The organism is Streptosporangium subroseum (genome assembly GCF_900188345.1).
Classification (GTDB): Bacteria; Actinomycetota; Actinomycetes; order Streptosporangiales; family Streptosporangiaceae; genus Streptosporangium; species Streptosporangium subroseum.
Genome location: NZ_FZOD01000025.1, coordinates 34,641 through 47,511, shown reverse-complemented (window position 1 = coordinate 47,511; position 12,871 = coordinate 34,641). Strand labels below are relative to the sequence as shown.

Here is a 12,871-nt window from a genome sequence, read left to right as displayed (position 1 = left end):
GGGTCTTACCGCGCACCCAGGAGCGCCCGGGGATCTCGCAGCCGAGGTGGCCCAGGTCGTCCCAGGGCCGATCGGCCAGGTCACGCGGGACGGGCAGGCGCTTCGCCCCGCCCTTGGTGCGGTTCGCGAACGCGGCCCAGATCTCTTGCTCGGTCGGCAACTTCCTAAATATTGTGCTAGTTTACCTAAAGGTATTAGGAAAATACATAATCGAGTCTGCCGAATGAGGGGGAGGTCATGGCACGCGTAGGACTGACCGCGGAACGCCTGACCCGGGCCGGGGCGGAGCTGGCCGACGAGGTCGGCTTCGACCAGGTGACCGTCTCGGTGCTCGCCAGGCGGTTCGATGTGAAGGTCGCGAGTCTGTACTCGCACCTGAAGAACTCCCAGGACCTCAAGACCAAGATCGCCCTGTTCGCCCTGGAGGAACTCGCCGACCGGGTCGCCGCCGCCCTGGCCGGGCGGGCCGGCAAGGACGCTCTGGCCGCCTTCGCCAACGTCTACCGCGACTACGCCCGGGAGCATCCCGGCCGCTACGCCGCAGCCCAGCTGAGGCTGACTCCGGAGGCGGCGGCCGCCAGCGCCGGCGGCAGACACGCACAGATGACGCGGGCGATCCTGCGCGGCTACGACCTGACGGAACCGGACCAGACGCACGCGGTCCGACTGCTGGGCAGCGTCTTCCACGGCTACGTCAGTCTGGAGATGGGGGGAGGGTTCAGCCACAGCGCCCCCGACACGCAGGAAACCTGGTCACGGGTCCTGGACGCCCTCGACGCCCTGCTGCGGAACTGGCCCGCGCCCTGACCCGGGACCCCCACACCGGCCGGACGCCGCCGACCGTGCGGCGCCTCGGCGAATCCGAACAACCCGAAAACCTCGATCAACAGGATGAGATCATGCACACCAAGCCCGACTGGATCACCGCGCCCGTCATCGCGGACCTCCTGCACGGCGCCCTCGACCTGCAGGAGACCGCACACGGTGTGCTGCCGCACCGGCTGCCCGCCCGTGCCCGCGCTCAGTGCGCCGACGGACAACTCGCCATGGCGGAGGCCCAGCCCTCCGGTGTACGACTGGTCTTCCGCACCCGGGCCACCATCGTCGAACTGGACACGCTGCCCACCAAACGGGTCTACGTCGGTGCCCCGCCCCGCCCGGACGGCGTGTACGACCTGCTCGTCGACGGTCGCCTGGCCGGCCAGGCGACCGTGACCGGTGGAAACACCCTGACCATCGACATGACCACCGGGACCGCCGAGCACCGGCCCGGCCCGGCCGGCACCCTCCGCTTCACCGGCCTGCCCGACCGGGTGAAGGACGTCGAGATCTGGCTGCCGCACGACGAGACCACCGAACTCATCGCCCTGCGCGCCGACGCCCCCATCGAGCCCGCACCGGACCGGGGCCGCAAGGTGTGGCTGCACCACGGCAGTTCGATCAGCCAGGGCTCCGACGCCGCAAGCCCCACCACCACCTGGCCCGCACTCGCCGCCTCCCTCGGCGGCGTGGAACTGATCAACCTGGGCCTGAGCGGCAGCGCCCTGCTCGACCCGTTCACCGCCCGCGCCCTGCGCGACACCCCCGCCGACCTGATCAGCCTCAAGATCGGCATCAACCTGGTCAACACCGACCTGATGCGCCTGCGCGCTTTCGCCCCGGCCGTCCACGGCTTCCTTGACACCATCCGAGAAGGCCACCCCACCACGCCGCTGCTGGTCGCCTCGCCCATCTACTGTCCCATCCACGAAGACACACCCGGCCCCAGCGCCCCGGACTTCACCGACTTCGGCACCGGTCGACTGCGGTTCCGGGCCATGGGCGACCCGGCGGAGCGCGCGAGCGGGAAACTGACCCTGGGCGTCATCCGGGACGAGCTGGCCCGGATCGTGGAGCAACGGGCGGCCGAGGACCCGAACCTGCACTATCTCGACGGCCGCGACCTCTACGGTGAGGCTGACTCCGCCGAGCTGCCGCTGCCAGACGAACTTCACCCCGACGCCGCCACCCACCGCCGCATCGGCGAGCGCTTCGCCAAGCTCGCCTTCACCGCCAACGGTCCCTTCACGGATCACAGCTCCTGAAGAGCCCGGAGTTCACGGCAACGGGATCACTTTGCCGTTGAGCGTGCGGGATTCGGCGAGGGGTCAGCGCCGCGGCCACCTCGTCGAGGGGGAAGCGCGCGGCGATGCCGGGGAGAGCGGGCTCGGCCGGGTTCGGTGACTAGGACGGCCGTTCCTGGTGTTGGCGCGTCCACCTCGTTAATCAATTAGTGACATACCGTGACGAAATGGACGGCCATAATCTCCTCGGTGAGTTCCTGCGCGCTCGGCGTCAGGTCACCACCCCCGAACAGGTGGGGCTGCTGCGCTCCGGTCACTGCCGGACCCCGGGACTACGCCGGGAAGAGGTGGCGAGGCTGGCCGGGGTCAGCGTCGACTACTACATCCGCCTGGAACAGGGACGCGAACGCCATCCGTCCGATCGGGTGGTCGACGCCCTGGTGCGGGCGCTGGATCTCGGCCCCGACGCCACGACGCACCTGTACGAACTCGCCCACCCCGGGTCGCGGCAGCGCGGAACGACCATCTGGCCGGAGCAGGTGAATCCGGACCTGATCCGGCTGATGCACGGCTGGTCGCACACCCCGGCGATGGTGATCAGTCGTTGGATGGACATACTGGCCATGAACCCGCTGAGCGTCGCCCTCCACAGCGACCTGGGATCCATGGAGAACCTGCTCCGGCTGGCCTTCCTGAACCCTGCCGCGCGCGAGTTCCATCGGGACTGGGAGCATGTCGCCCGCTCCCGGGTCGCCCACCTGCGCGCTTTCGCGGGAGCAGACCTCGACGACCCGCGCCTGACCGAGCTGGTCGGTGAACTTTCGCGCGAAAGCACGGACTTCCGCCGGTTGTGGGCCCGCCACGACGTATCCGAGGTAACCCGGCAGGCCAAGCCCCTCCGCCACCGTAAGGTCGGCGATTTGACCCTTACCTGCGAGATGTTCAATGCCGTCGGCGCCTCCGGCCTGCAACTGGTCATCTTGCATGCCGAGCCCGGCAGTCCCTCCGAGCATGCCCTGACCCAACTGGGCAGCCTCGCGGTCACGACGGCCCTCCGCCCGGGTCCGCGCCATCGGTCCCGGGAAGCCGCCGGCCCCGCGAAGTAGGGGAGACGCTTATCGGCGCCGTCTTCGACGAGCAACGGCCGGTACGAGACCACGGCCGGATCAGGATCACAGAGCGACCGGGGAGCGGCCCGCGCTGGATTACGGCGAGTCCGTGGTGATGGGAGCGTTGATGGCGGTGACGCGGAGGAAGTCGCCGAGGATCAGAGGATGCGGTAGTCGGCGTGGTCGAAGTCGGGAGAGCACTCCACCTCGTGCGTACGCCGCGAGGCTTCCGGCGAGCGCGAAGCGGATATCGGCATGCTTGAGCGCCCTGGCGGCTTTCTTCAAGGTCTCCAGGAGTGGGTCCTGCCCGTCCCGTGCCATAGATCGCTTCCACTCTCGCCTTCGGCCCCGACCCCAAGACGGCGAAAAATAGTATAAAGATCACATTGTTGTACTTATCGGGTATTTTGACGGCCAGTCGGCGCGGCAGCCTGCCTTGATCGGACCTGAAACGTGGCGGGATACCGACGGCCCACGGTCAAGGACCGCTAGCTGTGACCGCATAGGTTCACCGGGTTGGTGGTCGTGGCGGTTGGATGTGTGGTGACGTCCGATCCGACCGCTGGAGGTGCGATGGCCGAGCCTGTCCGTGTGCGCGGACTGACCGACCAGGAGGGGCAGCGACTGCAGCAGATTGTGCGCCGCGCCAGCACCAGTTCGGTGCGATACCGGCGCGCGATGATGCTGCCGGCCTCGGCCGGCGGAAACCGCGTCCCGGTGATCGCCCAGCTGGTCCAGGCCGATGAGGACACGGTCCGTGATGTGATCCACCGGTTCAACGAGATATCGGCCTGGCCTGCCTGGACCCTCGCTGGGCGGGAGGCCGTCCCCGCCTGCTCAGTCCTGACGGCGAGGAGTTCACCGTCGCGACGGCCACCACCCGACCGACCAAGCTCGGCCAGCCTTTCACCCACTGGTCGCTGCACAAGCTCGTCGCCTATCTGCGGAAGGTGCACGGGCGCATCATCCGCATCGGCCGCGAGGCCTCACGCTGCCTGCTCGCCCGCCGCGGCGTCACCTTCCAGCGCACCAAGACGTGGAAGGAGTCCCCAGACCCCGACCGGGAGACGAAGCTGGACCGGATCGAGGAGGTCCTGGACCGCTTTGCGGATCGGGTATTCGCCTTTGATGAGTTCGGCCCACTCGGGATCCGGCCCACCGGCGGCTCGGGCTGGGCCGCGCAGGGACACCCCAAGCGGCATCCGGCCACCTACCGCCGCACCCACGGCGTCACCTACTTCCACGGCTCTGAGGAGCCAACATCATCGGCCCCATTCCCCCCGCCTGATAGATGACCAGGGTGAGGGCGGATTGTTCACCGCCCTCACCCTGCTATTTACTGGAGCTTTCACATGATCGAGATCGAGACCGCTTGCTTCACCTGGATCAGGACCGGCGATCTCGACCAGGCGGTCCAAGCATTCGGCGGACACCCCCTCGTGGCGGAACCGGAAACCTTCGACGGCCTGTTCGGCATCGCCCCAGAGGACCTGCCCGACGACGCCACCGGCGTGGCCCTGGTGGCCCGCCACGGGGAGTGGGCCGTGATCGTCGAGCCGTTCGCGTTCCGCGGGCTGAGCGAGACGCTGCTAGGCCAGGTCGCAGCCAAGGGTGAGGCGTTCCGGGTGGCGTGGACCATCAACATGGCCACCTTCGTCAGCTACGTCCGTGACGGCGAGGTCGTCGCCTCGTTTGACGCCCTGGACCTCGACGGCGCTCGTGGCCGGGAGTGGCTCGACGGCCTGCCGGTGAGTGAGGCCGACTGGCGCGCCGACTGGAAGTCCACCGCGTTCGCCGTGGCGGAGCACCTGTCCGGAGTCGTCATCGACGACGACTGGACGGTTCGACCCCACGCCCTCCACTGGTTACGCCCGGTGACCGGCGGCGCGCGCCCGGCCCTCCAAGTCGACGGGCGCATGCGGGCCATCGCGGCCATCGACCCCGCATCGCCCACATCATCGCCGAACCCACACCCGACCGGCTGCCGGAGATCGTCGGCATCGCGACCGGTCTGGCCGTGGCCACGGCGGGCATCGACGGCCCCCTGGTCGAGGAGGCGCTGGGCCTGATCGCGACCGGCGAGTGCTCCGCCGAGCTGGCCGGGCGGCTGGGCGTCTTCCGAGCGGAGTTCGCGCGACGGGCGTCGGAGGCGTTTCAGGCCTCGCCCGACAGCGCCCGGGAGCGGTACCCCTCGCCGGGCCATGACACCGACTATGGCCGATGGATGGTGAAGGGGGCCGCCGCCGAGGCGCTGATGACGGCGGTGAACCCGAACATGGATCTGTTCTGGCGGACCCAGCAGGTCGTCAACCAGTCCGGCGGCACCTACCTCAGCGAGGAGAACAGGGACATCGACCGCCACTACGCGCTTGGAAGGATCGTCACCTTCCTCGACTCTTGAGTATCAGAGCTCCGCGAGGGCGTCCCGCATGTAGTCGGTGAAGTCCCATACATCCGGCACCGTCTCCCGGTCCACGACGATGCCCATGTCCAGGTTAAGGGCATGCCCTCGCCGGTGTACTGGCGCTGCACTCCGGCCGAGCACCGGCCTTTCTTCTCGAAGCCGGTGTCGTCGCCAACCAGCACCCCGTCGGCGGTGCCCAGTGGTCGATCACGTAGTCGCGGACATCGTCACGGACCCTTTCAACGTCCCGTTTAGCGTTGGTCAGCAGCCGTTGCATGCCATCAGGGGTGACCTCTCCGGCGTATTCGGCCAGCGACCAGCCGGTTTTACGCTCCACACCCGACGGCAGCCCCTCGGTGAAGGCTCGGGCGCGTAGGCGTACCTCCCGTCGCCTGAACCGGCCTGCCACATGGGCGAACGCGTCATCCAACCCGGCCTGTAGGCGGGTGGCGCTGAGGTGTTCTACTCCGGCCAACGCGGCCACCGTACGATCTTCAGTTCCATCACACCTGAATGATCACAGCGGTGGCCGTCTGTCGTGGTTGTGGCCCTATCCCCACAGGTTCACAGGCGCACGAACCTGCCCAGCCTCACGATCTGCGGCTGGAGTACTAGCTACCCCACCTGAGGAGCCAGACCTGCCCATCCGCGCCATAGCGGTTCTCCTGCCACGGGTCTGTTCGGGTGGCGCACGCCCCCGTGGAGGAGTCATAGGAAGTGCAGAAATTCCATCCCTCTATGACATCCCAGGCGTTCCAGCCCACTCCGTAATTGGAACCGCTCGTGCAGCCCTCATACACGTAGTTGGGCGCCGAGTTTCCGGCGCAGCTTGTCGAGGTGTGGGTGATGCTGACGCCGTCGCCGCACCATGTGTGGTAGGCGATTCCCGCGCGGGCGGCCGAATCGTAGGTCTCCAGAGACCAGCAGCCTGACGCGAGGCTTTTGTTACTGCTCTTGGAGTTTTCCTGGGTGGGGTCAGGAGGGCTCGCGGCGGATTTGGCCTGGGCGCCGTCGATCAGGGTGGGAGCGGTCTCCTTCTGGCGGGACATGTCGATGTAGTTGTCCAGCCCCCTGTCCCGGATCTCGACGGCTGTCAGAGCCTTGACCTTGGGCTTCGGGGGCGGCTCCGCCGCTCGGGGCTGAGGTGCGGGAGCGATGGCCGGGGTGTTCGGCGGGACGGGAGAGAACCCCCCGAGACCGAACACGGCGGCCGCCGCGAAAGCGAAGCTGACAGCGGTTCGAGCGAATCTTCGCTTCGATGACATATGGCGTGCTCCTATGCATATTTTCGCGCCACGGTGGGATTTGTTGGTGTTTCTTTCTGTGGCGCGACTGATGGCACAGGAAATATATAGACCGTCCTTTCGTGAGGTGAGGGATTTGTTTTCCGGAAGGGTAAACGAAAATTTCCTCGTTTCGGCGGTCAAGAATGTTGCGCGTCTTCGAGGTCTGTGATTCCGGATTCTCCGGTGTTTTTACGGTTTCCGTGCCGATCCGGCGAGCTGAGGGGAGCGCGCCATGCGGCGGACCCGACCGTCGTCGCGAAACATCTTGATGTCAATGCCGATGAGGCCTGCCGTTTTCTCGTATGCGAGATCCGTAAAAAACGGAGATAAACATAAAATTTAAGAAAATTTGCCAATCGATTGAGGATTGATCTACTTTTCAACATTTGCTACACTTTGCGTTTGTATGTCGACCCTGCAAGGTAAGTCCAACTTGTCGGTAAATGTCGACTTGCCTCGGATAGGAACGGTTCGTATTTCGCGATGGCCCGCGGCGTCAAAGGGGTGGCGCCGCTGGAGAAGCCGAGGTCTTCATGACACAGGGTGACGCGCAGGAGCTACAGGCCTTCGACCGGTTGCAGCAGCGGCTCTGGCCCCTGTATACGGCCGTCGGGAGCCAAGGACCGCGGGTTGTCGTCGTGGTTCCCAGCGTGAGCCTGGACGGTGACGAGCTGCGGAAGATTCCGGGCATGATCCACTATGAGGAGCGACTCCTCTTCGCCATGCAGTTGCTCCGCGATCCAGATACGCGGGTCATCTATGTGACCAACAGGCGGCTTCATCCGACGGTCATCGAGTACGCACTCGACACCGTTACCTCTCTGCCCAATTCCCATGCCCGTCGCCGTCTCACCTTTCTGGACTGTGCCGACGGTGATCCGGTGCCCCTCTCCCAGAAGGTTCTGGATCGGCCGGACCTGATCGAGAAGATCAGGCGGGAAGTCTCGGGCTCGTCCCAGGCCTGCCTGGTGACCTACAGCAGCGGGGCACCCGAGCGCACGCTGGCTGTGCGCCTGGGGATACCTCTTTATGCGTGCGATCCGGCCCTGTCGTACCTGGGTTCCAAGAGCGGAGCGCGACGGTTCTTCCGAGCGGCCGGCGTCCCGGTCCTGGAAGGGTACGAGGACCTGAGAGACGAAGGCGACCTGATACAGGCGCTGGCCGAGCTGAAGTCCGTACACCCGAAAGTGCGCGGCGCCGTCATCAAGTTGAACGAGAGCTTCGCCGGTGGCGGGAACGGGCTCTTCTCCTTTGACGGCGCCCCCGATGCCGGCCTGGGGGACTGGGTCAAGCGAGAGCTTCCGCAACGTGTCGTGTTCGGGACGGGCACGGACACCTGGGAAAGCTATATGACCAAGTGGCAGGAGATGGGCGGGATCGTAGAACGTCATGTCGACGCCGCGGAGACTCGGTCCCCGGCCGCGCAGCTCGACATCACCCCGACAGGCGAGGTACGCGTTCTGACGACCCACGACCAGATACTCGGCGGGGCCGCGAAGCAGGTCTTCGTCGCCTCGGCGTTTCCCGCTCACCCGTCGTATCGGATGGATATCCAGGAACTCGCCTTGCGAGCGGGTAAAGCCCTTGCCGACAGGTCCGCTCTCGGACTGCTCAGCATCGACTTCGTGTCAGAGCGCACCCCTGCCGGTTGGAGTCACCACGCACTCGAAACGAATCTGCGCATCGGCGGCGGAACGACGCCCTATTTCCATCTGCACGGCCTGGTCGAGGGTCGCTACAGCCGCGATTCAGCCGAGTATCTCACTCCCGAGGGAGAACCTCGGTGTTACTACGCGAGTGACAGGCTGCAACGCGACGAGTATCGGATGTTCGGCCCCGACGATGTCATCGACATCGCTCTCCGGCATGGGCTGGGCTACAGCAGTGCCACCAGATGCGGCGCGATCTTCTACATGCTCGGAGGAATCGCGCACACGGGGAAGGTCGGGATCATAGCCATTCACGGGACCCCTGAACGTGCCCGCCGGACCTATGACGGCGTCGTCGCGGCTCTGGACGCCGAGGTCTCATCCCGATGATCCGGGGCGGCACGTCACCGGGCGGTGGGAGCCGGGCATGAAATGACGAGCACCAACCGGCCGCTGCGAAGGTGAGGGCATCGGGAGGCGAGAAGGTTCTCCGACACTCTCACTTATATTCGACGTCATTCGGCAATTTTGCCGTTGCGGGGACCGTTGGGAACGGGCCCTTCGATCATTGCGGCCGACGGTGAGCCGGTCACCGCCGTGAAGAACGGCCTCGGCTGAGCGCTCCGGCCGGGGCGGCACTCCCGCTCCGGCCGGGCGCTCCGATATCACGGCGTGCCGCCGGCGGACTCAGCGGACCAGCTCGTCGTGTTCGGCGAGGCGTAGTCTCTCCTCGGCGGTCTGCTCGACGCGGTTCATCGTGAACCGCAGGATCGGCGGGGCCATGAGCGAGGTCACGATGGCGACGAGGACGATGATCGTGTAGGTCTCGTCGTTGAGCACGCCGAGCCGCAGTCCCACCATCGCGACGATGACCTCGACGACCCCGCGCGCGTTCATACCCGCCCCCAGGGCGAGTGCCTCCCAGCGGGTGAGCCGGCTCAGCCTGGCCCCGATGTAGGCGCCGAGGAACTTGCCGGCGACGGCCACGACCAGGACCACCGCGGCGGCGGCGAGCACGGACGGCTCGGTGAGTCTCGTGAGGTCCATCCGCAGGCCGGCGGTGGCGAAGAACAGCGGCGCGAGCACGCTCAGCACGACCGTGTTGAGCGGGGCCAGCCAGGCGGCCTCCACCCGGCCCGAGCGGCCGATGAGGATGCCGCACACGAACGCGCCGAGGATGGCCTCCAGCCCCAGGGCGTGGGTGCCCGCGGCCGAGAGCAGCACCATGACGACGACGGTGACGACGGCGGTCCCGGGTTCGCGCGCGTGCCGCATCACCACGCGGACCAGCGGGCGCCCGACGACGATCGCGAAGACCACGACCAGGAAGAGCAGCGAGAGCGCGATCCCGCTCGCGCGTATGCCGGTGGTGGCCATGCCGGAGACGACCGAGAGCATGAACCAGCCGAAGGCGTCGTCCAGCATGCCGGCGGTCAGGCACAGCTGCCCGACGTTGCGATGCAGCAGGTTCATGTCCATCAACGTTTTGGCGATCACGGGGATCGCGCTGACGCACATGGCGACGCCGAGGAACATCGCGAAGACGGTGACGTCCACGTTGTCGGCGAGCAGTGAGGCGGGCAGCAGGTATCCCGTGGCGATGCCGAACCCCAGTGGTATGACGAGCCCCGCGATGCTGATCTTGGCCGCGGTGGCGCCGCGGCGCCGTACCAGTTTGAAGTCCATCTGGATGCCGGTGAGGCCGACCAGCAACAGCACGCCGATCTGGGCCACCGCGTCCAGCAGATGGAACTGGCCGGCCTCGCGAGGCAGCAGCCAGTCGGAGACTGCGGGGGCGACGTGCGCCAGCAGCGACGGGCCCAGTAGCACGCCCACGGCCAGCTCCCCGACGATCGCGGGCATGCCGAGCCGTACGGCGAGACGTCCGAGGAGGACCGCGAGCATGAGAAGCAGGCCCACCTGAAGCACGAAGATCAGCAACTGGTGGGCGCCGAGAGGCATGACGGGCTGTAGAGCGAGCACTGCGAGATCTCCGATGGGTGGATCGGGCAGGTTGCCGGCGAGTGGGAGTGGACGGCAGTGGCTTCCGGTGGCCTCCGGTGGCTTCCGGTGGTGAGCGCTGGTCGGCGGGGCGTCGGTTTCGGCGATGGAGCGCCGATGGTCTGGCCAATGTTCCCGGCGAGGGGAGCGGTCCGTCTGCTCAATATTGAGTAGACGGGCCGGCGCCGATCGAGAAATGTTCATCGGGAAGCCAATGACAGAGGAGAGATTCCCAATGACGGACGTCTGGTCGTCTCCACGATCGGCCCAGCACCAAACCTCCCTTCCGGCCGACGAACTTCTGCATTCGGGTAACGCCGGGATTATCATTCACCGGGTCGGCATGCTCGAATACGAAATGGCCCGGGAGGGGCGCGACTTCAGCGTAGATCTTCTCGGATACATGAATCGCGCGCAGGCAGGCGTCGCCACCACGTTCTGCTACGAAGAGATCTTCGGAATTCACGACCGCCTGCACTGGCTCGTTCACCTGAAGAGGCCCGACGAATATCGCAGGCTTCTGAAAATGGTCGATCACGACGCAGATTTCCAGGACATCTCGCTGAATGACCGCCTCCCGAAGAAAGGCGGCGGCAACTGGGAGAAGATGTTCGTCCTGCGCAGCTTCCAGGAGACGATCCTGTGCGCGCAGCATGGTTTCACGCACGAACCCGACGACTACGACCCGAGCGACACCTTCGTCCCGCCCGCGATGTATCAGGGGCCGCAGCCACGGGACCAGTAGCTCAACTCGGCCAACGCGGGTGCGGTGATCCTGCGCTCGGCGGACGTCAGGTACGAGTTCCGCGAGGAGGGCCGTCAGTTCGCCTACGACTGGCAGACCCACCTCAACGCGACGTTGCCGGGTCAGGTGACGTCGTACCTCTACGAGCAGACCTGGGGGCGGCAGGACCATCCACTGGCTGATCCACCTACGTGAGCTGGAGGACTACAGGGCCGTCTCCGAGGTGGACCGCGGCGAGGGCATGCAGAAGGAGGTCTACGACCGCGAACGCGCACCGCAGTCCAAGGGCGGCGGCGCCTGGGACCGGTTGTTCATCCCCATCAGCATCAACGACGTCCTGATGGTCCCGCATCTCGTCGACGCCGACGGGTCATAGCCGATGGGCACGGGCGTCGAGTCGATCAACGCCTACGTCGGCAGGGCGTCGGTGGGCGTGCGGGAACTGTTCGAGGACCGCGATCTCGACATGAACCGTTTCGCGAACCTGATGATGGACCAGCGGTCGGTCAACCTGCCCTGCGAGGACCCGGTCACCAACGCGGTCAACGCCGCCAAGCCCATCGTGGACGCGATGAGCCCGGCCGAGCGCGACCGGATCGAACTGCTGATCGTCGGCACCGAGTCGGGCCTGGACTTCGGCAAGCCGATCAGCACCTACGTCCACCACCACCTCGGGCTCAGCCCCCGCTGCCGGTCCTTCGAGGTCAAACACGCCTGCTACGGCGGTACGGCGGCGCTGATGAGCGCCGCGGGGATCGTGGCGTCGAGTCCGGTTCCCGGGATCAAGGCGCTGGCCGTCGCCACCGACGCGGCCAGCGCCACCGCCAAGGCCAGCTACTGGGAACCCTCCGAGGGAGCGGGCGCGGTCGCGATGCTCGTCAGCGACAGGCCCGAGATCCTGGAACTGGACGCCGGCGCCAGCGGATATCACACGTTCGAGGTGATGGACACGCTGCGTCCCCGCCACGACATGGACTCGGTCAATCCCGACCTGTCGCTGCTGTCCTACATGCGCTGCCTGGAGGAGAGCTTCACGGCCTATCGTGACCGGGTCGCCGGAGCGGACATCGTGGACACCTTCGACTACCTGGCCCTGCACACGCCGTTCGCCGGAATGGTCAAGGGCGCGCACCGGATGCTGCTGCGCAAGCAGAAGAGAGCGTCGGCCCGCGACGTCGAGGCCGACTTCGCGTCGCGGATCTCACCGTCGCTCGCCTACGGCGTCCGGATGGGCAACACCTACTCGGCCGCGCTCTACATGGCCCTGTGCTCGCTGATCGACAACGGCCGGTTCGCCGGCCCCAAACGCGTCGGCCTGTTCTCGTACGGATCGGGATGCGCCTCGGAGTTCTTCAGCGGAGTGATCACCCAGGCCGCGCAGGAGAAACTGGCGAAGCGCGGGCTGGGTGCGGCGCTCGACGACCGCAGGCAGCTCACCGTGAAGGAGTTCGACGCCATGGCCGATCTCAACGAGGACCGGGCGTTCGGCGTCCGGGACGCCGTGTTCGACCCCGAGCCCTACGGCGACGTCTTCGGCAGCCACTTCGAGGACCGCGGCCTGCTCGTGCTGGAGCGCATCGCGGACTTCCACCGCGAATACAGGTGGAGCTGACG

The 12,871-nt window shown here is 66.6% G+C and carries 10 protein-coding genes and 3 pseudogenes; 9 read left to right on the top strand and 4 right to left on the bottom strand.

Annotated elements, in window-relative coordinates:
- The first annotated feature begins 237 nt into the window (after positions 1 to 237).
- The 6 genes and pseudogenes from CHC08_RS24070 (at position 238) to CHC08_RS24040 (ending at position 5,573) form a co-directional block, all read left to right on the top strand.
- Positions 238 to 807, top strand: a complete 570-nt coding sequence (locus CHC08_RS24070) for a TetR/AcrR family transcriptional regulator (RefSeq protein WP_089209634.1) — start codon at positions 238 to 240, stop codon at positions 805 to 807.
- 92 nt (positions 808 to 899) lie between these two features.
- A complete protein-coding gene (locus CHC08_RS24065) occupies positions 900 to 2,084 on the top strand; it encodes a GDSL-type esterase/lipase family protein (protein WP_089209633.1) in 1,185 nt (394 codons plus the stop codon).
- Positions 2,085 to 2,290: 206 nt separating this feature from the next.
- Positions 2,291 to 3,169 (top strand): helix-turn-helix transcriptional regulator, encoded by an 879-nt coding sequence (locus CHC08_RS24060; RefSeq protein WP_089209632.1) that lies wholly within the window; start codon positions 2,291 to 2,293, stop codon positions 3,167 to 3,169.
- A 576-nt stretch (positions 3,170 to 3,745) separates the two neighbouring features.
- Positions 3,746 to 4,419 (top strand): annotated as a pseudogene (locus CHC08_RS52795) (helix-turn-helix domain-containing protein); the annotation flags it as partial.
- A 105-nt stretch (positions 4,420 to 4,524) separates the two neighbouring features.
- Positions 4,525 to 5,241 (top strand): DUF6461 domain-containing protein, encoded by a 717-nt coding sequence (locus CHC08_RS24045; RefSeq protein WP_089209630.1) that lies wholly within the window; start codon positions 4,525 to 4,527, stop codon positions 5,239 to 5,241.
- Positions 5,190 to 5,573 carry a hypothetical protein gene (locus tag CHC08_RS24040; RefSeq protein ID WP_089209629.1) on the top strand — a complete coding sequence of 128 codons (384 nt, stop codon included), beginning with the start codon at positions 5,190 to 5,192 and terminating at the stop codon, positions 5,571 to 5,573. The genes CHC08_RS24045 and CHC08_RS24040 overlap by 52 nt, the downstream gene beginning before the upstream one ends.
- Positions 5,574 to 5,576: 3 nt before the next feature.
- Here CHC08_RS24040 and CHC08_RS52955 read toward each other — a convergent pair whose 3' ends face one another.
- The 3 genes and pseudogenes from CHC08_RS52955 to CHC08_RS24030 all read right to left on the bottom strand — a co-directional run bounded on the left by CHC08_RS52955 (position 5,577) and on the right by CHC08_RS24030 (position 6,841).
- Entirely contained in the window at positions 5,577 to 5,660 is an 84-nt protein-coding gene (locus tag CHC08_RS52955; protein WP_420823586.1) for a WS/DGAT domain-containing protein, read from the bottom strand.
- 23 nt (positions 5,661 to 5,683) lie between these two features.
- Positions 5,684 to 6,051, bottom strand: a pseudogene (locus CHC08_RS52950) (transposase); the annotation flags it as partial.
- A 136-nt stretch (positions 6,052 to 6,187) separates the two neighbouring features.
- Positions 6,188 to 6,841: a hypothetical protein gene (locus CHC08_RS24030; protein WP_089209627.1), complete on the bottom strand. Its 654-nt coding sequence runs from the start codon at positions 6,839 to 6,841 to the stop codon at positions 6,188 to 6,190.
- A gap of 554 nt (positions 6,842 to 7,395) precedes the next feature.
- On the opposite strand from CHC08_RS24030, the gene CHC08_RS24025 reads away from it, so the two are divergent.
- Complete coding sequence (locus CHC08_RS24025) at positions 7,396 to 8,901, top strand: peptide ligase PGM1-related protein (protein ID WP_089209626.1); 1,506 nt, start codon at positions 7,396 to 7,398, stop codon at positions 8,899 to 8,901.
- Between the two features lie 297 nt (positions 8,902 to 9,198).
- Here the strand turns inward: CHC08_RS24025 and CHC08_RS24020 are convergent, their stop codons facing one another.
- Entirely contained in the window at positions 9,199 to 10,494 is a 1,296-nt protein-coding gene (locus tag CHC08_RS24020) for a cation:proton antiporter (protein WP_245878517.1), read from the bottom strand.
- 124 nt (positions 10,495 to 10,618) lie between these two features.
- On the opposite strand from CHC08_RS24020, the pseudogene CHC08_RS52945 reads away from it, so the two are divergent.
- Positions 10,619 to 11,633, top strand: a pseudogene (locus CHC08_RS52945) (DUF6039 family protein).
- A gap of 3 nt (positions 11,634 to 11,636) precedes the next feature.
- Positions 11,637 to 12,869 carry a hydroxymethylglutaryl-CoA synthase family protein gene (locus CHC08_RS24010; RefSeq protein ID WP_089209624.1) on the top strand — a complete coding sequence of 411 codons (1,233 nt, stop codon included), beginning with the start codon at positions 11,637 to 11,639 and terminating at the stop codon, positions 12,867 to 12,869.
- The last annotated feature ends 2 nt before the right edge of the window (positions 12,870 to 12,871 follow it).